General features: G+C 34.2%; 15 protein-coding genes and 1 tRNA gene. 12 read left to right on the forward strand and 4 right to left on the reverse strand.

Annotation, left to right across the window (positions count from 1 at the left end):
- The 3 genes from DFQ06_RS15165 to DFQ06_RS15175 form a co-directional block, all read left to right on the forward strand.
- On the forward strand, nt 1-5,574 hold a 5,574-nt coding region (locus DFQ06_RS15165), incomplete at its 5' end, for an Ig-like domain-containing protein (protein ID WP_133968631.1).
- Nucleotides 5,575-5,604: 30 nt separating this feature from the next.
- Nucleotides 5,605-6,537, forward strand: coding sequence for a PorP/SprF family type IX secretion system membrane protein (locus DFQ06_RS15170; protein ID WP_133968633.1), 933 nt, complete (start codon nt 5,605-5,607; stop codon nt 6,535-6,537).
- Between the two features lie 17 nt (nt 6,538-6,554).
- On the forward strand, nt 6,555-8,525 hold the full coding sequence (locus tag DFQ06_RS15175; RefSeq protein WP_235833560.1) for an OmpA family protein: 1,971 nt from the start codon (nt 6,555-6,557) through the stop codon (nt 8,523-8,525).
- A gap of 55 nt (nt 8,526-8,580) precedes the next feature.
- On the opposite strand, the gene DFQ06_RS15180 is transcribed toward DFQ06_RS15175, so the two are convergent.
- Nucleotides 8,581-10,170 carry a peptide chain release factor 3 gene (locus DFQ06_RS15180; RefSeq protein ID WP_042497841.1) on the reverse strand — a complete coding sequence of 530 codons (1,590 nt, stop codon included), beginning with the start codon at nt 10,168-10,170 and terminating at the stop codon, nt 8,581-8,583.
- A 194-nt stretch (nt 10,171-10,364) separates the two neighbouring features.
- Here DFQ06_RS15180 and idi point away from each other — a divergent pair, with 194 nt between their 5' ends.
- From idi to DFQ06_RS15200, 4 genes are all read left to right on the forward strand, one after another.
- Nucleotides 10,365-10,886, forward strand: a complete 522-nt coding sequence (gene idi, locus DFQ06_RS15185; RefSeq protein WP_042497843.1) for an isopentenyl-diphosphate Delta-isomerase — start codon at nt 10,365-10,367, stop codon at nt 10,884-10,886.
- A gap of 1 nt (nt 10,887) precedes the next feature.
- On the forward strand, nt 10,888-11,298 hold the full coding sequence (locus DFQ06_RS15190) for a 6-pyruvoyl trahydropterin synthase family protein (protein ID WP_042506240.1): 411 nt from the start codon (nt 10,888-10,890) through the stop codon (nt 11,296-11,298).
- A 139-nt stretch (nt 11,299-11,437) separates the two neighbouring features.
- A complete protein-coding gene (locus tag DFQ06_RS15195; protein WP_042498109.1) occupies nt 11,438-11,704 on the forward strand; it encodes a hypothetical protein in 267 nt (88 codons plus the stop codon).
- A 61-nt stretch (nt 11,705-11,765) separates the two neighbouring features.
- A tRNA-Thr gene (locus DFQ06_RS15200) sits at nt 11,766-11,839 on the forward strand.
- Between the two features lie 65 nt (nt 11,840-11,904).
- On the opposite strand, the gene DFQ06_RS15205 is transcribed toward DFQ06_RS15200, so the two are convergent.
- The gene (locus DFQ06_RS15205) at nt 11,905-12,606 is read right to left on the reverse strand and encodes a DUF4369 domain-containing protein (protein WP_042497845.1); all 702 of its coding nucleotides are present in this window, start codon (nt 12,604-12,606) and stop codon (nt 11,905-11,907) included.
- A gap of 604 nt (nt 12,607-13,210) precedes the next feature.
- Here DFQ06_RS15205 and DFQ06_RS15210 point away from each other — a divergent pair.
- Complete coding sequence (locus DFQ06_RS15210) at nt 13,211-13,876, forward strand: M15 family metallopeptidase (protein ID WP_083415805.1); 666 nt, start codon at nt 13,211-13,213, stop codon at nt 13,874-13,876.
- Between the two features lie 399 nt (nt 13,877-14,275).
- Here the strand turns inward: DFQ06_RS15210 and DFQ06_RS15215 are convergent, their stop codons facing one another.
- Nucleotides 14,276-14,968 carry a peptidylprolyl isomerase gene (locus DFQ06_RS15215; protein ID WP_042506235.1) on the reverse strand — a complete coding sequence of 231 codons (693 nt, stop codon included), beginning with the start codon at nt 14,966-14,968 and terminating at the stop codon, nt 14,276-14,278.
- Between the two features lie 4 nt (nt 14,969-14,972).
- Here DFQ06_RS15215 and DFQ06_RS15220 point away from each other — a divergent pair, with 4 nt between their 5' ends.
- From DFQ06_RS15220 to DFQ06_RS15235, 4 genes are all read left to right on the forward strand, one after another.
- Nucleotides 14,973-15,614 (forward strand): NUDIX hydrolase, encoded by a 642-nt coding sequence (locus tag DFQ06_RS15220; RefSeq protein WP_042506232.1) that lies wholly within the window; start codon nt 14,973-14,975, stop codon nt 15,612-15,614.
- A 61-nt stretch (nt 15,615-15,675) separates the two neighbouring features.
- Nucleotides 15,676-16,473 carry a lysophospholipid acyltransferase family protein gene (locus DFQ06_RS15225; RefSeq protein WP_042497856.1) on the forward strand — a complete coding sequence of 266 codons (798 nt, stop codon included), beginning with the start codon at nt 15,676-15,678 and terminating at the stop codon, nt 16,471-16,473.
- Between the two features lie 40 nt (nt 16,474-16,513).
- A complete protein-coding gene (recQ, locus tag DFQ06_RS15230) occupies nt 16,514-18,670 on the forward strand; it encodes a DNA helicase RecQ (RefSeq protein ID WP_133968637.1) in 2,157 nt (718 codons plus the stop codon).
- A 67-nt stretch (nt 18,671-18,737) separates the two neighbouring features.
- On the forward strand, nt 18,738-19,316 hold the full coding sequence (locus DFQ06_RS15235) for a pentapeptide repeat-containing protein (protein ID WP_235833563.1): 579 nt from the start codon (nt 18,738-18,740) through the stop codon (nt 19,314-19,316).
- A gap of 244 nt (nt 19,317-19,560) precedes the next feature.
- Here DFQ06_RS15235 and DFQ06_RS15240 read toward each other — a convergent pair whose 3' ends face one another.
- Nucleotides 19,561-21,432: a B12-binding domain-containing radical SAM protein gene (locus DFQ06_RS15240; RefSeq protein ID WP_133968639.1), complete on the reverse strand. Its 1,872-nt coding sequence runs from the start codon at nt 21,430-21,432 to the stop codon at nt 19,561-19,563.
- Nucleotides 21,433-21,458: the final 26 nt, after the last annotated feature.

The raw sequence follows: 21,458 nt of genomic DNA on the forward strand, positions 1-21,458 counted from the left end.
ACAGGCGGAACCGCAGGCGATGTTACCACAAACGATACCTTAAACGGAGCAGCAGTAGATGATACCTTAATCAACATCACTTTAGATAATGATGGCGGATTAACCGGAGTAACCATCGATGCTAACGGAAACGTAATTGTACCAGTAGGTTCAGATTCAGGAAACTACACCTTAACCTATACTATTTGTGAAATTGCAGTACCAAGTAACTGTGATACCACAACCGTAGATATCGTAGTCGATGGCACCATCGATGCTGTAATCAACGATTTCACAGCCACACCAGTAGATGGCGTTGTTGGAGGAACCGCAGGCGATGTTACAGCCAACGATACCTTAAACGGAGCAGTAGTAGATGATACCTTAATCAACATCACTTTAGATAATGACGGTGGATTAACCGGAGTCACTATCGATGCTAATGGAAACGTAATTGTACCAGCAGGCGCCGATTCAGGAAACTACACCTTAACCTATACTATTTGTGAAAAAGCAGTACCAAGTAACTGTGATACCACAACCGTAGATATCGTAGTAGACGGAACAATCGATGCTGTTATCAACGACTTCACAGCGGCACCAGTAGATGGCGTTGTTGGAGGAACGGCAGGCGATGTTACAGCCAACGATACCTTAAACGGAGCGGCAGTAGATGATACCTTAATCAACATCACTTTAGATAATGATGGTGGATTAAGCGGGGTAACCATCGATGCTAACGGTAATGTTATTGTACCAGCAGGCGCCGATTCAGGAAACTACACCTTAACCTACACGATTTGTGAAATTGCAGTACCAAGTAACTGTGATACCACAACCGTAGATATCGTAGTCGATGGCACAATCGATGCTGCAATCAACGATTTCACAGCCGCACCAGTAGATGGTGTTGTTGGAGGAACGGCAGGCGATGTTACAGCCAACGATACCTTAAACGGAGCAGCAGTAGATGATACCTTAATCAACATCACTTTAGATAATGATGGCGGATTAACCGGAGTCACCATCGATGCTAATGGAAACGTAATTGTACCAGCAGGCGCCGATTCAGGAAACTACAGCTTAACCTATACTATTTGTGAAAAAGCAGTACCAAGTAACTGTGATACCACAACTGTAGATATTGAAGTTGGTGGAACTATCAATGCTGTTATAAATGACTTCACAGCAACTCCTATAAATGGAAAAACAGGAGGAACTGCTGGTGATGTTACTGCTAACGATACTTTAAATGGAGTTGCGGTAAATGATTCAGAAATTAATATAACCTTAGATAGTAATGGGGGACTTATAGGCGTAAGTATTGATGCCAATGGAAATGTAATCGTACCAGCAGGAACGACTTCAGGAACATATACAATAACTTATACTATTTGTGAAATAGCGGTTGCGACGAACTGTGATACTACAAAAGCAATAATTGTTGTTGAAGAAGCAGTTATTGATGCTATAATTGATGATTTTAGCGTAACGCCGATAAATGGATATGATGGAGGAATAGTAGGCGATGTTACTCTCAATGATACTTTAGACGGTGTTGTGGTTACAGATTCTCAAATAACAATTACATTAGATGATAATGGTGGTTTAGTAGGCACTAGTATTAGTGCTACAGGCGAGGTAAATGTGCCTGCTGGTACACCTGCTGGATCTTATGTGTTGACTTATACTATTTGCGAGAATTTAAATTCAAGTAATTGCGATACTACTACGGTTACAGTTGTAGTTGAGCCCGCAACAATTGGAGCTACTGATGATGATTTCACTTCAAACCTTATAAATGGACTAGAAGGTGGTATTGCTGGAGATGTTACATTAAACGATACATTAAACGGAGATCCTATCGATGATGGAAAAATATTTATTACTGATAATGGTGGTATACCAAGTGCGAGTATTGACGCCGATGGAAATTTAATTATTCCGCCAAATACACCTGAAGGGACTTATACAATAGAATACACTATTTGCGAGAACCTTAATCCAACAAACTGTGATTCTGCAAATGTTACCGTATTAGTTAGTGCAGCTATTATTGATGCTGTTAATAATGATTTTACAGCAACATCTTTTAACGGTTTAGATGGAGGAACAACTACTTCAGTATATACAAATGATACTTTAAATGGTGATCCTTTTGTTAATACAGCAGTAACTTCGAGTATATTTGATGATGGCGGATTAACGGGAGTAACCATTAATAATGATGGAACCATTAATGTTCCTGAGGATTCAGTAGGAGGCACTTATAATGTTGAATATCAAATTTGCGAAGTTTTAAACACTTCAAACTGTGATACAGCAACTGCTATAATTGTAATTGATTTACCAATAATTGATGCTGTTGTTGATGATTTTACTGCAAGTCCGGTAAACGGGACAAATGGTGGAGCTGTTGGAAATGTGCTTGGTAATGATACACTAAATGGAGATCCAATAACATCAAGTGAAGTTAATGTCACATTAACTTCAGATGGTGGATTAACAGGTGTTGCTATAGGAGCAAATGGAGTTGTCGAGGTTCCGGCAGGAACTTCTGCAGGAACGTACACTATAACCTATCAAATTTGTGATGTTATAAATCCAACAAACTGTGATACGGCAACTGCAGTTTTAGAAGTTGGAGCAGGAACAATAGATGCTATAAATGACGACTTTACTGCATTACCAATTAATGGTTCTGAAGGTGGAGCGCCAGGAAATATTTTATTGAATGATACACTAGAAAGTAATGCTGTATTAGCTTCAGAAGTAACTATAGCAATAATTAATGATGGTGGATTAACAGGGATTATAATTGATGCCAATGGAGATATCACTGTGCCTGTTGGAACTGCAGCAGGAACTTACAGTGTGATTTATCAAATCTGCGAAAACATAAATTCAGGAAACTGTGATAATGCTGTGATTTCTATTGTTGTTGAAGCTCCAGTTATTGAAGCTGTTAATGACGATTTTACGGCAGTGCCAGTTAACGGATTAACTGGAGGTATTACCGCTTCTGTATTCGGAGGAGATACTATTAACGCAAATCCTTTTGCAAATAATGATGTTGTAGTGTCGTTAACAGATATCGCAGGGTTAAATGGAGCAACAATAAATACAGACGGAACTATAAATGTTCCAGCCAACACTACGGCAGGAACTTACGTTTTAGAATATCAAATCTGCGAAGTGCTAAATCCTTCAAATTGTGATATAGCAACAGTAACTATTGTTGTTGGAGCTGCAAATATTGATGCTATTAGTGATGATTTTAGTGCAACCACAATTGATGGGCAAACAGGAGGAACAGCTGGAGATGTCACATTAAATGATACATTAAATGGAGTTCTTGTAGATGATAATTCAATTGATATTACTTTAGATGATAATGGCGGATTAATTGGAGTTGCTATTAATAATGATGGAAGTATAATTGTGCCTCCAAGTTCAACTTCAGGAACGTATACCATAACATATACTATTTGTGAAAATTTAAACCCGACTAATTGTGATACAACTACAGCTATTGTGGTTGTAGGAGAAGCGGTTATAGATGCAATAGTTGATGATTTCACAGCAACACCAATTAACGGTATTGATGGAGGTGTTGTAGGGGATGTTACTTTGAATGATACACTTAATGGAAACCCTGTAACAGATGCTAATATTTCTATTACACTTAATGATAATGATGGTTTAGTAGGAGCTAGTATCGATATTAATGGACTTGTAAACGTTCCAGCAGGAACACTTGCAGGTAGTTATGATATTACATATACTATTTGTGAAAATTTAAACCCAACTAATTGTGATACTACAACAGTAACCGTAGTAGTTGAACCGGCAGTAATCGATGCGATGGTTGATGATTTTAGTACAACTCCAATAAACGGAACTACAGGAGGAAATGTTGGTGATGTTACTAGCAATGATACTTTAAACGGGGATCCTGTTTTGGATACAGATATCACAATTACTTTAGATAGTAATGATGGGTTAAATGGTGTTTCAATAGATGCTAATGGTAATGTAATTGTGCCTTCAGGTTCTATTGCAGGTACTTATGTTGTCTCATATACAATTTGTGAGAATCTAAATCCTTCAAATTGTGACACTTCAACAGTAACTATTATAGTTGAAGCAACACCTATCGATGCCATAGAAGATAATTACACGGCTACAGTAACAGAAGGTAGTGCAGGAATTACATATACAGATCTTTTAAATAATGATACTTTAAACGGAGTAGCTGTAGATGTTAATGATATTTCGGTAACACCAAACACCAACGGACCATTAACAGTAAATGCGGACGGAAGTGTAGATGTTGCTCCTAATACAACACCTGGAACATACACTGTAACTTATACAATTTGTGAAGTTGCTGTTCCTGGTAATTGTGATACGGCAACTGTAACCATTACGGTAAATACATCAACGGTTACACCTGTAGATGTAGAACCAGATACAGTAGAAACAGAAGAAGATGCACCTTTAGTGGTCGATGTTTATGAAAATGATACTTACGTTCCAACAATAGGGACATTAGTAACTACAGATCCTGCAAATGGAACAGTAGTAATCACCGATCCAAACGGAACACCAAATGATCCGAGTGATGATGTTGTAACATATACGCCAGATTCAGGATTTAATGGTACAGATTCATTTAACTATACGGTTTGTGATAACGAAACAGCACAAAGTTGTGATACAGCAACTGTATCGGTAACAGTGAATGAAGCAACATGTACAAGTTCTGTTGATACAGATGGTGATGGTTTTACCGATTGTGAAGAAACAACAGGAATCGATGACCCAAGTACGGAAGCAATTCCAACGGGGATTTCAGATGAAACAAATCCATGTAGTCCAATATCAACTGGGTGCGTTGCAGAAATAACTGTCACTAAAATAGCAGATGCAGCAGGAACAAATTTAGGAGAACAAATTAGGTATTCTATTTACGTTGAAAATACTGGAGATTACGATTTAACAGAGATTGCTTTAATAGATACGTTCTTAGATGCAAATGATGAAACACTAACATTAACTAGTGAGCCAACTTTTGATAGTGCCGATTTAGGCAGTCCAGAAGGTACCTTGTTAATTGGAGAAATAGCAACTTACACTGCTACATTTACAATTAACGAGCAAGCTTTAAACGCAGGAGGCGTTAGCAATAGTGTTTCTGTATCAGGGAAAACTGCTAACAATCAAATTGTTGCCGATATAAGTGATGATGGTGATGATTTTGATGGCGATTTAGAAGAAGATGCCACAGTTACAGAGCTTGGTTGTGTATCTGTTATAAACGAGTTTTCACCTAATGGAGATGGCTATGGAGATACTCTAGTTATTAATTGTATAGATAATTACCCAAATAACAGTTTAGAAGTTTATAACCGTTGGGGGAATGTAGTTTACAAGAAAAAAGGCTATAGTAGCAGTAACGAATGGGATGGAACTTCCGATGGTAGAAGTACAGTACTGCAATCAGAAAAACTTCCAGTAGGAACATATTATTATGTTTTAGACTTAGGAAACGGTTTGAAACCTAAAGTAGGATGGTTATATATTAACAGATAATATTATCTTTAAGAAATAGAATTTATAAAAATGAAAGAATTCAAATTAAATACACAGTCTTTTCTATTATTAATGTGCTTAGTCATATTTAGTAGTTTAGATGCCGTTGCACAGCAAGATCCGCAGTATACTCAATATATGTATAATACTATGAGTATCAATCCGGCATACGCAGGGCAAAGAGAGGTTTTAAGTATAACCGGTTTATATAGAACACAATGGGTTGGGATCGATGGTGCTCCAAAAACGCAAACTTTAGGTATTCATGCACCTTTAAGAAACGAGCGTATTGGTTTAGGATTATCTGTAGTAAATGATGCTTTAGGGCCAGCCGAAGAAACATATATCGATGCCAATTTAAGTTATAGCATACCTTTAGATTACGATTATACTACCTTATCATTTGGGGTTAAAGCAGGGCTTCATCAATTAAGTACAGATTGGAGTAAAGGTAAGTATCAAACCACCGATCCTCTTTTTAATGAGCCTATTAGTAGATTATCACCTACTGTTGGTGTTGGTGTATACGTTAGTAATAGAGAATGGTATTTAGGAGTTTCTGCACCTAATTTATTAACCACAGATCATTACGATGATTTTATAGAATCGATAGCTACAGAGCGTATAAATTTTTATGCCATTACAGGTTATGTATTCGATATTAATAATGATTTAAAACTGAAACCTTCAGCATTTATAAAAGCCGTTTCTGGAGCACCGGTAATTGGCGATATATCATTAAATGGATTATATAGAGAAAAATTAACGCTTGGTTTAGCATGGCGTTGGGACGATTCTGTAAGTTTACTTACTGGTTTTCAAATATCAGATGGTTTATATGTAGGTTATGCATACGATTTAACAACCACTGGTTTAAATAACTACAATAGTGGTTCTCACGAAATTATGTTACGTTTTGAATTACGCAAAGCAGGACGTTTATTATCCCCAAGATTCTTTTAAAGCCTAACCTTATGAAAATGAAAATACACATATTAACTATATTTTTAAGTCTAAGTGCAGTACTAAGTTATTCGCAAAAGGCCGATTATCAAAAAGCAAATAAAGCTTACGATAATTTTTCGTACGCAAAAACAAGTGATATTTTACTTGAAGTAGCCAATAATGGTTACACTTCGGTTAGCTTATTACAAAAATTATCCAATTCATTATATTTTAATAACGAAATGAAAGAAGCCGCCAAATGGTACGGCAAACTTTTTGAAGAAGTTGGAGAGACCGCTTTAGATAGTGAATACTACTTTAGGTACGCTCAAGCATTAAAAGCAACAGAATCTTATGAAGAGTCTGATGCTTGGATGCAAAAATTTTATGAGGCTAATAAAGATGATTTAAGAGGGAAAGCTTTTGCTAGTAAAAAAGATTATTTAGAGTCTATTTTATCGCTAAGTAGAGACTTGCAAGTTGTAAATCTGGATTTGAATACTGAAAAATCAGATTTTGGAACCAATCAATATAAAGATGAATTAATATTTGCTTCTTCAAGATTAGGAGACAAAATATACCAATGGAACAAGCAACCTTACCTAGATTTATACAAAGCAACAAAACAAGCCGATGGCACTTATAAAAACGTGGTAGCCTTTAATGAATATATTAATACAAAGTACCACGAGTCTACAGCTGCTTTTACTCCAGATGATGAGGTTATGTATTTTACAAGAAATAATTATTATAAAAAGCGCTATAAAAAAGATGATGAAGGTGTAAATAGGTTAAAAATATTTAAAGCTACAAAAAACATAAATGGAGATTGGAGTAATGTAGAATCTGTTCATTTTAATAGTAGTGATTATAGTGTAGCACACCCGGCCATTAATGTAAGAGGAACTAAAATGTACTTTGCTTCCGATATGCCAGGAACTATTGGTCAATCCGATTTATATGAAGTAGATATTCTAGAGGATGGTACTTTAGGTGATCCTGAAAATTTAGGTGCTTCTATAAATACAGAGGCTCAAGAAACGTTTCCTTTTATAAATGAAATAGGTGATTTGTATTTTTCATCAAACGGACTTTCAGGTTTAGGAGGTTTAGATGTTTATGTAGTTAGAGATTTTGAAAATAAGCGTGAAAGTAATCAACCTTTAATTGTTGAAAATGTAGGAAAGCCAATAAATAGTTCTAAAGACGATTTTGGTTATTATGAAAATTTAGGAACTAAAGAAGGTTTCTTCACATCAAACAGAGAAGGCGGAAAAGGTGATGATGATATTTACAGCTTTAAAGCGATAGAGTGTGAGCAAATTGTAACGGGAACGGTATTAGATAAAAATACGCAAGAATTACTAGCGGAGGCAACGGTAACATTGTATTCTAAAGCTGGAGATAAAATAGAAACCGTTATTGCCGATCAAGCAGGAGCTTATAGTTTTTCTAAGTTAACTTGTAATGAACCCTTTTTAATTCGTGCAGAAAAGACAGATTATATAGGAGACGAAAAGAACTTTGTAACCTTAATGGGGACAGAGGATATGGTAATTAATCTGAATTTGGAAATTAATATCCAAGCCATTACACCATGTGCAGATTTAGCTAAAATTTTAGATATTCCTGTGGTTTATTTCGATTTTGATAAGTATAATATTAGATACGATGCTGAAGTCGATTTACAAAAGGTATTGGTTTTAATGAATCAATATCCAACTTTAAAAATTGATATACGTAGTCATACAGATTGTAGAGGTACCAATGCTTACAACGAGACACTATCTAGCAATAGAGCTAAATCTACTAAAAACTACTTAATAAGTAAAGGTATAGAGGCTAGTAGATTAACAGCTAAAGGTTATGGTGAATCTCAGTTAATAAACCATTGTGATTGCGATTCTAATAATCGATCTACTTGTACAGAAGAAGAACATAATAAAAATAGACGTAGTGAATTTATAGTAACTAGTATAAACGGAAAGTCTTGCTTAGATAAATAAGAGCAAAATATAAAACATAAAAAAAGCCACTTTTAAAAAGTGGCTTTTTTATATTTTAAGAGAATTCAGAAACAAAATGAAACTTAATACTTGGATATTTCTGTTGTGTCATCTGTAAAGAGAAAGCCGAATCTGCTAAAAACACCAATTGGTTTTGTTTATCCTTTGCAAGAAAACGTTGTTTCACTCTCACAAACTCTTTGTATTCATCGTTTTTAGGATCTTCTGGTTCAACCCAGCAAGCTTTAAAAACATTTAAATTCTCATAGGTACATTTAGCACCATACTCGTGTTCTAGTCGGTATTGAATAACTTCATATTGAAGTGCTCCAACTGTTCCAATTACTTTTCTTCCGTTTAGTTCTAGAGTAAATAATTGTGCTACACCTTCGTCCATTAATTGGTCGATACCTTTAAAAAGTTGTTTTGATTTTAATGGGTCGGCATTATTAATATATCTAAAATGTTCTGGAGAAAAACTAGGTACACCTTTATAGTTTAAAATTTCACCTTCTGTTAAAGTATCACCAATTTTAAAAGTTCCGGTATCTTGCAAACCTACAATATCACCAGGGTAGGAGATGTCTACAATCTCTTTCTTTTCTGCAAAAAAGGCATTCGGACTAGAAAATTTTACTTTTTTATTATGGCGAACGTGTAAATAAGGCGCGTTACGTTTAAACTCTCCCGAAACAATTTTAACAAAGGCTAAACGGTTTCTGTGGTTTGGATCCATATTGGCATGTATTTTAAATACAAAACCAGTAAATTTATCTTCATCAGGTTTTACTAAACGTTCTTCACTTTGTTTTGGTCGCGGTTTTGGTGCAATTTCAACAAAACAATCTAGCAATTCGCGAACTCCAAAATTATTTAAGGCAGAACCAAAAAACACAGGTTGCTGCTCACCATTAAGGTATGTTTCTTTATCAAACTCAGGATAAATACCTTCAACAAGTTCAATCTCTTCACGAAGTGTGTTGGCTGCTTTTTCTCCTACTAGTTTATCTAATTCTGGTGATGCTAAGTCGGAAATTTCAATAGTTTCTTCTATATCTTTTCTACTATCACCACTAAATAAATTAACGTTTTTCTCCCAAATATTATAAATACCTTTAAAATCGTAACCCATTCCAATTGGGAAACTTAAAGGAGCTACTTTTAAACCTAGTTTTTGTTCAACTTCATCTAATAAATCGAAGGCATCTTTACCTTCACGATCCATTTTATTAATAAAAACAATCATCGGGATGTTTCGCATACGGCAAACTTCAACTAGTTTTTCCGTTTGTTCCTCAACACCTTTTGCAACATCAATAACAACAATAACACTATCTACAGCAGTAAGCGTTCTAAATGTATCCTCAGCAAAATCCTTGTGACCAGGTGTATCTAAAATATTAATTTTAATACCATTGTACTCAAAAGCAAGTACAGAGGTTGCTACCGAAATTCCACGCTGACGTTCAATTTCCATAAAATCACTCGTGGCTCCTTTCTTTATTTTATTACTTTTTACGGCACCAGCTTCTTGGATGGCTCCACCAAATAAAAGTAATTTTTCTGTTAAGGTCGTTTTACCGGCATCGGGATGCGAGATAATACCAAAAGTTCGTCTGCGTTGTATTTCTTTTAAAAAACTCATAAATTTATGTTGAAAAGCGATTGCAAATATAGCCGTAAAAATACATTTATTATAAGGTTTTAAATTTTAAAAAAGATAAACCCCTTCTAATTATCATTATAACCTCATTTTAAGTATACATTGGCAGGTAGGCTTCTTCCGTTTAAATTGGTATTATTCTTTATTTTAAAAATTAGTTGGTATTTTTGTGTTCTATGATTGAAGAAAAAGTTGTTTTAGTAAACGAAAAAGATGAGCAAATTGGTTTAATGCCAAAAATGGAAGCTCATGAAAAAGCAGTTTTGCATCGTGCATTTTCTGTATTTATTTTTAACGATAAAAATGAGTTGATGTTACAGCAACGTGCATTAACTAAATATCATTCTCCTGGACTTTGGACTAACACATGTTGTAGCCATCAACGCGATGGTGAAAGTAATTTACAAGCAGGTAAAAGACGGTTGCAAGAAGAAATGGGCTTTGTAGCGGAGTTAAAAGAAACCACATCCTTTATATATAAAGCTCCTTTTGATAATGGATTAACAGAACATGAATTCGATCATATCATGGTAGGGCATTATAATGATGCACCTGTTATAAACCCAGATGAGGTTGAAAGTTGGAAATGGATGCTTGTGGAAGATGTGAAAGTTGATATGGCTAAACATCCAGAAGAATATACAGAATGGTTTAAAATTATTTTTGAAAAATTTTACGAGCATATAAATATAGCTTGATATGGAAGTTACAGTTAACAGAAAAGCACATTTTAATGCGGCACACAGATTGTATCGCAAAGATTGGAGTTTTGAAAAAAACGATGCCGTTTTTGGTAAATGCAACAACCCTAATTTTCATGGGCACAACTACGAACTTATAGTTAGTGTTACCGGTGAAATAGATAAGGAAACTGGTTTTGTAATGGATATGAAGGTTTTAAAAGATCTTATAGAAGCAGAAGTTGAAGATCAACTCGACCATAAAAATCTAAACCTTGAAGTTCCAGAGTTTAAAGATTTAAATCCAACAGCCGAGAATATTGCTGTGGTAATCTACAATAAACTAAAGCCGAAGCTAGATGATAAATTAGCTTTAGAGATTACACTCTATGAAACACCGCGCAATTTTGTAACCTACTCTGGGAAATAAAACAGAGTTTCTTCTTTTAAAACGGAAGTAAAACTAACTTTTAGTGCAGTAATAGCAGTGCAATATTAAAATAGTACTAAAAATGTAAACGGTTTAGAAGTTTATGTTTAATTTTGTAAAAAATTTAAAAGCAATTAAAATGGCAAATGTTAGAAACCTAAAAAAGGACATTAATTATGTTTTAGGTGATATTATAGAAGCAGTATATGTTTGGGAATATGCAAACACAGATAAAGATACTAAACAAAGTGAAGCAATTATTGATGAAGCAATAGCTACTTTCGATGAATTGATAGTTAAAGTAAACGCTAAAAACGATAACGCAAAAGCGCATTTTAAAGCAATTAACCAAGAGTTAGAAACTAAAGGATTGGCTTTAATCGAAAAAATTAACAATTTAGGATAAATTTTTTGACATTTATGTTGCATATCTAAATATAGATACTATATTTGCACTCGTTAAAAAAGCCGATGTAGCTCAGCTGGCTAGAGCAGCTGATTTGTAATCAGCAGGTCGTGGGTTCGAGTCCCTCCATCGGCTCTTAAAAATAAAAAAGACCTTTCAAATTTGAAAGGTCTTTTTTTATGTTTAAAAAGTAAGTTTCGTTACTCTTTTTCAACAGCCTTAATCTCATCAAGAAATCTTTGTAATTCCTTTCCGTATTTAGATGCTTTTACTTTATCGGTTAGCGATACGTTAATAGTATCTAATAAACTTGTTTTAGCATTGTATATTTCGGTTAAAGCTAAATAAGGCGCAACCTCACTATCTTTATTATTTAGTGCAAAATTAACCGTAAACAAATATCTACGCTTTAAAATGGTGCTATATTGCTTTTCTAAGCTCTTTAGCTTAGTGGTGTCGCCAGCTATTTGAGCATCAAACTTCTCTTTTATTAAATCTAAGTTTCTATCGTTAAATCGGCTAATCATGGTTTTGTAATCTTCCATTACTTTTTGTTGTTCCGACCCTGTAATTTTAGCATCGTACATAAAGTTTTTAAGAGATGTGTTTATTTCTGTAATACCTTTATCTGCAAAAAACGAAATACCATCTTCTCTCTTACTGTTTTTATCTAAAAATAAAAAGAAAACCTCTGGAGATTCTAATGTACTATGTAATTCAAAATTAGGATTTCCACTTATAACCAAAGAGTCTACATTAATAAGTGTAGAATCTTTTACTTTTTTAAGATAAACAGTTCCTTTTTTTAAACCATCAATATGGCCTTTAACAGTTAAATCGTGTTGTTCTTCTCCGCAAGAAACCAATAAACAAACTAGTAATAATACAAGTACTCTATTCATATATAATTATGCTTTTTTTTAGTTAAGCAAATATCTCACTTTTATATTTTAAATACTAATGCCCATAATTGAATTATTTTAGTTAAAACTATCTAAAAAAAAGATACAAGTATAAAGTTTGGCACGCCGTTTGCTTTTAGATTAAACGTTACACTTTATGTAAAAGTTTATTGAGTGGTTACTTTAAACTGTAGAGTTGTAACTCATATTTTGATTGGTTAGTTAGAAAAAAAGCATCCGTTTTCGGGTGCTTTTTTTGTGTTATAATGTTTTGTTTTTCGATTTCTCGGAATTAAAAAACATGTATTTCATCGGTTATTTTAAATATTTCGTCTATAAATGTTAAAATTTAATGTATTTCATCGATTTCATATGTATTTAGTCGTTTTGTTGCGTTTCAAAATTATATATTTGAACAGTTCTAAATAACACATTTTTTAGATCAATGGATTAATTAATTAGTATTTGCATTATGTTGTTGAAATGGAATCCCAAATCTAACCTCATAATACTAAAGCAAATGATAGAAAACCGAGTTTGAGGGAACTCGGTTTTTTTTATGCCTAATTTTTAGTGAAACATTATTTTAGCTAACTTCGCTATTATGAATTTTAAATATCTTTATCTCGTTTTACTCTCTTCTGTGGTTTCATTTGCACAATTACCAGAGGGTTTTGTTTATGTAAAAGAAGTTATACCAGACTTGCATGTAGAATTACGCTATAACACCAATTATAACTTTGTTGGGCAACCCGTAGATGGTTATAACTCTAATCGTTTAATTCTAACTAAGCAGGCTGCAGAGGCCTTGCGTTTAGTACAAGAAGAATTGGAAGATGAAAATTTGTGCCTAAAAGTGTACGATGGTTATAGACCGCAACAAGGTGTAAACCATTTTATGCGATGGGCCCGTGACTTAAATGATACGGTGAATAAAACAATTTTTTATCCTAAAATTAAAAAAAGAACATTATTTAAAGCCGGATATATAGCAACCAAATCGGGGCATAGTAGAGGTAGTACTATAGATTTAACTTTGGTAGATGGGAGTACAGGAGAAATTCTAGATATGGGAAGTCCTTACGATTTTTTTGGTGAAGCCTCATGGGTAAATTATCCACACATATCAGAAAAACAAAAAGAAAATCGACAAAAACTTCAAAAGGTTATGCTTAAGCATGGTTTTAGAAATTACTCAAAAGAATGGTGGCATTTTACATTACGATGGGAACCATTTCCTAAAACCTATTTCGATTTTCCTGTAGAATAGATTTGTTTGCCTTGATAAAAGTTATTCTCTTGGCTCTTTAAAAAGGATATATTTTGAAGGAAAGCTTGATTACAATTTAATGGAAAGGAAGAACCATAAGGAATTTAAAAAATTCACCACAACAAAAATTATTAGGGTGGTTAATATTTTAGCAGTAATTCTATTTATGGCATTTAAAGTGATTGATAAATCAGGGATGTTTGCACTCTATTATGTGTTTTACTATTATTTGTGGCTTTATATTCTGTTTTTATGTTTAGAAATAAGGTATTATAAATTAACCCAAAGCAGCCTAGTAAATTATACTATTAAGCAGCCTTTATCAATTATAGGTATCGTACTTCCTGTATTATTTGTGTTTTGTTTTTGAACTAAAATTAAGAGCGAAATAGCAAGTGGCTATTCAATAATTTCACAATCACGAATATATATATTCTGTAAAGGCCAATCGCCTTTACCGGTTTCTACAGCTGCAATTTTATCAATAACATCCATCCCACGAGTTACATGTCCGAAAACAGTATAATCGCCATCTAGAAAATGCGATCCGCCATGTTGCTGAATAATAAAAAACTCGTACGGCGACGCTAGTTTATGTGGGTTTTCAATGGCACTACTTGGCATCGAAATAACGCCTCTATCATGTTTAAAACCACGTTTAGTATCTGGCGGAAGCAAGTATTTACCTATTTTTCCTCGCTTTTTAGAAATTTTCACATCATCGCTATTTCCGGCTTGCACCATGTAATTGTCAATAACACGATAAAACTGTGTATCTACAAAATATTTTTGCTTTGTTAAAAAAATAAAATTTGATCTGTGAAATTTAGTTTCATTATAGAGTAAAATATCAAAACTTCCAAAATCGGTTGTTATACGTACTTTGTTCTCTTTATGGTGTTTATCATATTCTAGAAAAAACTCCATAGCACTTTTGGAATCTAACTTTTCAAAAGTATCCTCTTTTTTAGGTTTAGCATCCTTTTTAGTCGTTTTTGTAACTACCGTTTCTGTTGTTATTTTCTTCTTAGATTGTTTATCTTCACAATTCAGAAATAAAAAAAAGAAACACAAAAGCAAACCTATACGCATATCAATGAATTTTGATGAATTTTTAGAATCGATTTCAAAAATAAAAAATATACCGCTACCAGCCGAGGCTTCTCAGTTTAAAATGGTGCCTTCTTTTAGGCAAGAACTTTTAAGGCAGCAGAAGGACGCTATTAAAAATGCTAAAAAAGCAGGTGTTTTAGCTTTATTTTATCCTAATAACGAAAACGAAACAACCTTTGTTTTAATACTTCGGAAAGTCTACAAAGGTGCGCATTCTGGGCAAGTCGCTTTTCCCGGTGGGAAGTTAGAATCTATCGATAAATCGTTGCAAGATGCAGCAGTTCGCGAAACTTTTGAAGAGGTTGGTGTACCTATCAAAAATATTAAGGTTATTAGAGAATTAACCGAGGTTTATATTCCGCCAAGTAACTTTTATGTCCATCCATTTATAGGTGTTTTGGAGAATCAACCCGATTTTATTAAACAAGATGATGAAGTTGAGGCCATTATAGAAATAAAATTGCAACATTTTTTAGATGAAAAAATAGTCATTAAAAAAACAGTAAAAACCTCGTATAGTCTTGAAGTCGAGGTGCCTGCATTTAATTTAAACGGGCATGTAGTTTGGGGAGCAACAGCAATGATGCTTAGCGAAATTAAAGACTTATTAAAACAGCTTTTGTAATCTGTTAGAATTGTTACATTTGTATTTTAGTATATTAACTAATCAATTTGACGTGTGATTTATGGGATTGTTTAAAAGAAATCCGTTCGGACATATATTGTTTTTAAAGAAATGGCTAATTAGAATCTTTGGTGTGATAACACATAGAAGGTTTCGTGGCTTTAATGAACTTCAAATTGAAGGCTCTGAAATTATAAAAGATTTACCTGGTACCAATGTGCTATTTGTATCAAACCATCAAACCTATTTTGCAGATGTTGTAGCGATGTTTCATGTGTTTAATGCGAGTTTAAGCGGAAGAACAGATTCTATAAAAAACATAGGTTATATCTGGGATCCAAAACTTAACATTTATTATATAGCCGCCAAAGAAACGATGAAAGCTGGTTTATTACCAAAAATATTAGCTTACATGGGGTCTATTAGTATAGAGCGTACTTGGAGATCGGAAGGTAAAGATGTTAATCGTCAGGTTAAAATGAGCGATATTTCTAGTATAGGGAAAGCTTTAGACGATGGTTGGGTTATTACCTTTCCACAAGGTACAACTACACCTTTTAAACCTATCAGGAAAGGAACAGCGCATATTATTAAACGTTACAAACCAATTGTTGTACCAATCGTTATCGATGGTTTTCGTAGATCGTTTGATAAAAAAGGATTATTTATTAAGAAGAAAAATATATTTCAATCTTTTGAAATTAAAGAACCTTTAGAAATAGATTACGAAAACGATACGCATGCAGATATCGTAGAAAAGATAGAATATGCTATAGAGCAACATTCATCTTTCTTAAAAGTAGTTTCACAAAAAGATTTAGCAGCTCTGGAGGAATTAAATAAAAAGCGCGAATGGTAAAACATTATGCTTTTAATGTTTACCGTTTACATTTAAATTAATGCCAAGAACAGCCACCAACGATCAGGTGTTTTCAAACTTAAAAAACTATTTTGGTTACGATTCTTTTAGAGTAAATCAACAAGATATTGTAGAGTCTGTACTCAATAAAAAAGACTGCTTGGTTATTATGCCAACAGGAGGTGGTAAATCTATTTGTTTTCAGCTTCCGGCGTTGTCCTTTAAAGGCGTTACCATTGTTATTTCTCCGCTTATAGCGCTAATGAAAGATCAGGTCGATGGTTTAAACGCCAATGGTATTCCTGCATCTTATTTTAATAGTAGCCAAAGTAGCGAAGAGCAATTTGCTATTATAGAAAGTGTTATTACAGCAGAAATAAAACTACTTTATGTTGCTCCAGAAAGTTTAGCGGCGTTACAAAATATTTTAACTGAAAAATATATTAGCTGTGTTGCTATAGACGAGGCGCATTGTATTTCTTCTTGGGGACACGATTTTAGACCATCGTATCAACAACTTGGTTTTTTAAAATCTACATTACCTAATATTCCGTTTATTGCCTTAACTGCTACTGCGGATAAAGCAACTAGAGAAGATATTGTAAAACAATTACGCATAGAGCATGCCGAGCGTTTTATTTCATCTTTCGATAGAAAAAATATAGGATTGGAAGTTAGAACGGCCAATAACCGAATTTCTCAAATAGTTAAATTTATAAATGCCAGACCAAACCAGTCGGGAATTATTTATTGCCTAAGCCGAAAAACTACAGAACAGCTATCTAAAAAATTAAAAACCAATGGCATTCATGCGGAAGCGTATCATGCCGGGTTAAATTTTGAAAAACGAAGTAAAGTTCAAGAATCTTTTATTCGTGATAAAACCCAAATTGTTTGTGCAACCGTTGCTTTCGGTATGGGAATAGATAAATCTAATGTGCGTTGGGTGGTGCATTATAATATGCCTAAAAACATTGAAGGTTATTATCAAGAAATTGGGCGTGCAGGACGAGATGGCTTAACCTCGCATGCGTTATTATTTCATAGTTATGCCGATGTTATACAATTACAAAATTTTGCAAGCGGTGCTACCAATGAGGCTGTACAGATAGCGAAATTAGATAGAATGAAACAGTTTGCAGAGTCAACCACATGCCGACGTAAAATTCTATTAAGTTACTTCGGAGAGTTGCTTGGTGGCAACTGCGGGAATTGCGATGTTTGTAAAAATCCTCCACAGTTTTTCGATGGTACTGTAATTGCTCAAAAAATTCTTTCGGCAGTCTATCGTTTACAAGAAAAAGAAGCGATGGGAATGATTATCGATGTGCTTCGTGGTTCGCAAAACGCGGCTGTTTTGGCAAAAGGTTATCAAAATGTACGCACGTTTGGTATTGGTAATGATATTGCTTGGAAGCATTGGCAACATTTTGTAATTCAACTTATAAATCAAGGGTTTTGCGAAATTGCATTTCATAAAAATAATGCTTTGCAACTTACCGAGTTTTCAAATAATGTGCTGTTTAAAGGAGCCAAAGTCGCGCTAACAAAACCATTAGTGATTACAGAAATAAAACCTGTTATTAAAGAGAAACATACACGAACAAAAAGGAGCAAAACCACAAAAACAAGAACAAAAACAAAAACTAAGGTTGTAGCTAATAGTTTATTTGAACGCCTTAGGAGATTACGATATAAAATAGCACAAGAGGAAGATATTCCTGCTTATTTAGTTTTTAGTGATGCTACATTAAAAGAAATTGAAAAAGAGCGCCCATTAAGTGATGACGATTTTTTAAGAATTAGTGGAGTAGGGCAGCGTAAACTTGAAGTTTATGGTGATGAGTTTATGGCTGAAATCATGAATTTTATGGGGTCTAAACCTAAAAAAGTTAAAAAAGGTGATACTTATATAAAGACATACAATTTGTACAAATCGGGTTTATCAATAGATGAAATTGCTATGCAGCGTAAGTTAGGTACAACCACTGTTTACTCGCATATTGCTAAGTTATACAGCATGGGCAAAGAAATTAATCTATACGATTTTGTTTCTAAAAGCGATGTTGAAGCTGTACGAAAAGCTAAAAAAGCTCTTGGTTCTCCAAAAGCGCTCCGTGCGTATTTTGATTATTTTAATGAGAGTATCGACTATTTTAAAATTCGTTTAGCATTAAGTATTATTGAGAAAGACTAATTGTTTTTAATTAGAGTTTCGTTTAAAATAAGTTAACTTCGGTTTTTAAGTCCATAAATTTTTATAAATGATGTCCGCACCTTTATTTGAAGATGAAATTTTCGATAAACAAGATTATTCCGTAAATCGAATTCCAAAAGGCGATTACGAATATTGTACGTTTAAGAATTGTAATTTTTCTGAAGGGTTTTTATCGGAAGTTAGATTTTTAGAGTGCGAGTTTATAGATTGCAATTTTAGTTCGGCAAACCTAACAAGTTCATCGTTTCAGGATGTTAAACTTTTAGGATGTAAACTTTTGGGTGTGCATTTTGAAAGTTGTAATTCTTTTGGATTTGCATTGTATATTGAAAACTGCCAGCTTAATCACTCTTCCTTTTATCAAGTAGATTTAAGTTATACTAAAATGATTAATTCTAAACTTCAGAGTGTGGAATTTACTGAGGCTAATTTAAGTCGTTGCGCTTTTGGTGATTGTGATTTTCAAGGTGCTACTTTCGAAAATACTAATTTAGAAAAAGCCGATTTCCGAAAAGCTATTAATTATAATATTCACCCTGAAAGAAATAAAATTAAAGGCGCTAAGTTTTCTTTGGAAGGCATTGAAGGCCTTTTAATGAGTTATGGTATTGTGGTTGAGAAGTGAGTTTTGTAAGGTTTATATGTTTTGATTGTATCTGTTATGTCGACGCAAGGAGATATCGCGTTATAGATTTAGAGAATGTGAAAAATCTACTCAAGGACGAGCTTAAACAAAAACAAATTTTTAGATAAAGTTAAACCTCAGTAGTTTTTTCCGCGTAAGGGATTGCAGAGAAAAGCCCACAGCCCGACAAAGGAGGTGCGAGGACTTGTAACGTAAAGCCCGACCCTTTTCGGGTAACGCCCAATTATTTTATAGCCAATTCTTCTAAAAAACTTTCTATTAAACCTTTAGAATGACTTGTTGGAGGTATTGGGAAATCGAACCAATTTTGTAAGCTATCTTGGAGTCCGGCATTGTTTAAATAGTTGTGTAATGCCAAGTTTAGACCTTTTGTGTATTTAGGATGATCGGCGCCTTGTACGTCTTTATGGTACAGATCGTTTTGTGCAAAACCTTCGAAAATTGGGCCTGTTATTTGGATACTAAAGGCTTCTGGGTTTTGACCAATTGGGCTGTGTATTGTGGTTGTAAATTGGTGCCAAAATGCCGATTGTATACAGTTTCTCTCGAATAATTGCCTTACGACCTCTAGAGAATCGATGGTTTCTTGCTCGGTTTGGGTTGGAAATCCATACATGAGATAGGCGTGAACCATGATATTGTTTTGTGAAAAATGGTGCGTTACTCGGGTAACTTGTGCAATATCCACACCTTTTTTCATTTTAGATAATAAACGGTCTGAGGCTACTTCTAGTCCGCCGGTTACGGCTATACAACCTGATTGTGCCATGATTTGGCATAAGTCGAAATCGAATGTTTTTTCGAACCTAATGTTTGTCCACCACGTAATCTCTAGATTTCTTTTTATAAGCTCTTTCGATAGCGCGCGTAACATTTTTGGTGGTGCAGCTTCGTCTACAAAATGGAAGCCTGTAATGCCGGTGTCTTTTATTATTTTCTCGATTTTATTGACTAAATCTACAGCGGTTGTATTTTGGTAATTGCCAATATAGTCTAGGCTAACATCGCAAAAGGAGCATTGTTTCCAGTAGCATCCATGAGAAATGGTTAGTTTATTCCATCGGGCATCGGTCCACATACGATGCATGGGATTTACAACATCTAAAAAAGAGACGTATTTATTATACGGTAATCCTGAATAATTTGGTGCAGGAAGATTTTTGTGATGATAAATGGTATTTGGAATCTTGTTTTTATAAACCACCTTATTGTTTTCTAGAACAAATGTGCGCTCTAGTTGGTCGATACCGATGTTGCCATCGAGATAGTTTACCATTTTTAATAACGGGCCTTCGCCATCATCGAGAGATATAAAATCGACAAATTCAAAAATTCTAGGATCTTCTAGTGAGCGTAATTCGGTGTTGCAATATCCGCCTCCAAAAGCCACATGAATATCTGGAAAAAGTTGCTTAATAAATTGGGCACAGCGTAAGGCTGCGAATAAATTCCCTGGAAAGGGAATAGTAAAACAAACTAAATTTGGATTGTGATTTTCAATTTGAGCCACTAAAATATCGAGCATTTGCTCTTCGATAAGTGTAGGCTGGTAACTTAAAAACTCGTCTAATTGATTGAAACTACTTGCTGATGTAGCTATTTGCTCGGCGTATTTGGTGAACGCAAAAAACTCGTCGACGTTGGCTTGTATAAAATCGCCTATTTCTTCAATAAAAAGTGTAGCGTAATGTTTGGCTTTGTCTATAATACCTAGATCGCCTGCTGCCCATTCAATTTTGGTGTTAACATGTTTTAAACGATGACCTTGTGGTAAAAAATCGGCTTTTAAAATTTTATAAGCTGTTTCAATATCATGCTTTTGTAAAAAAGCAATAACGGTATCTACTCTAGAGATGTAGAGTGATTTCATTTTACTAACTTCAGGGTAATTATAATTACCCAAAGCTTTTGCTTCCGTAAACATGGCGCGCAAAAAATCACTTTTAAAAACAGCCGTAAAAAGCTCAATGCTTAAATCGCAATGTGGCACAGATATATCGTGTATTTCCAGAAAGCCTTTTAAATAAGCTGTTGCTGGATATGCTGTGTTTAATTGCGTAAACGGTGGTGTTATAAAAAGGACTTTGGTTTGCATGCTGCAAAGATAGCCTTCTTAAAAAA

The organism is Algibacter lectus, assembly GCF_004368925.1.
Taxonomy (GTDB): domain Bacteria; phylum Bacteroidota; class Bacteroidia; order Flavobacteriales; family Flavobacteriaceae; genus Algibacter; species Algibacter lectus.

What these genes read in the sequence shown, in the direction of transcription:
- DFQ06_RS15195 (WP_042498109.1), top strand. Translation starts at nt 11,438, where the DNA reads ATGGCAAATGTTAGAAACCTAAAAAAGGACATTAATTATGTTTTAGGT.
- DFQ06_RS15210 (WP_083415805.1), top strand. Translation starts at nt 13,211, where the DNA reads ATGAATTTTAAATATCTTTATCTCGTTTTACTCTCTTCTGTGGTTTCA.
- DFQ06_RS15180 (WP_042497841.1), bottom strand. Translation starts at nt 10,170, where the DNA reads ATGAGTTTTTTAAAAGAAATACAACGCAGACGAACTTTTGGTATTATC.
- DFQ06_RS15175 (WP_235833560.1), top strand. Translation starts at nt 6,555, where the DNA reads ATGAAAATACACATATTAACTATATTTTTAAGTCTAAGTGCAGTACTA.
- DFQ06_RS15170 (WP_133968633.1), top strand. Translation starts at nt 5,605, where the DNA reads ATGAAAGAATTCAAATTAAATACACAGTCTTTTCTATTATTAATGTGC.
- DFQ06_RS15220 (WP_042506232.1), top strand. Translation starts at nt 14,973, where the DNA reads ATGAATTTTGATGAATTTTTAGAATCGATTTCAAAAATAAAAAATATA.
- idi (WP_042497843.1), top strand. Translation starts at nt 10,365, where the DNA reads ATGATTGAAGAAAAAGTTGTTTTAGTAAACGAAAAAGATGAGCAAATT.
- DFQ06_RS15235 (WP_235833563.1), top strand. Translation starts at nt 18,738, where the DNA reads ATGATGTCCGCACCTTTATTTGAAGATGAAATTTTCGATAAACAAGAT.
- DFQ06_RS15225 (WP_042497856.1), top strand. Translation starts at nt 15,676, where the DNA reads ATGGGATTGTTTAAAAGAAATCCGTTCGGACATATATTGTTTTTAAAG.
- DFQ06_RS15215 (WP_042506235.1), bottom strand. Translation starts at nt 14,968, where the DNA reads ATGCGTATAGGTTTGCTTTTGTGTTTCTTTTTTTTATTTCTGAATTGT.
- DFQ06_RS15240 (WP_133968639.1), bottom strand. Translation starts at nt 21,432, where the DNA reads ATGCAAACCAAAGTCCTTTTTATAACACCACCGTTTACGCAATTAAAC.
- recQ (WP_133968637.1), top strand. Translation starts at nt 16,514, where the DNA reads ATGCCAAGAACAGCCACCAACGATCAGGTGTTTTCAAACTTAAAAAAC.
- DFQ06_RS15205 (WP_042497845.1), bottom strand. Translation starts at nt 12,606, where the DNA reads ATGAATAGAGTACTTGTATTATTACTAGTTTGTTTATTGGTTTCTTGC.
- DFQ06_RS15190 (WP_042506240.1), top strand. Translation starts at nt 10,888, where the DNA reads ATGGAAGTTACAGTTAACAGAAAAGCACATTTTAATGCGGCACACAGA.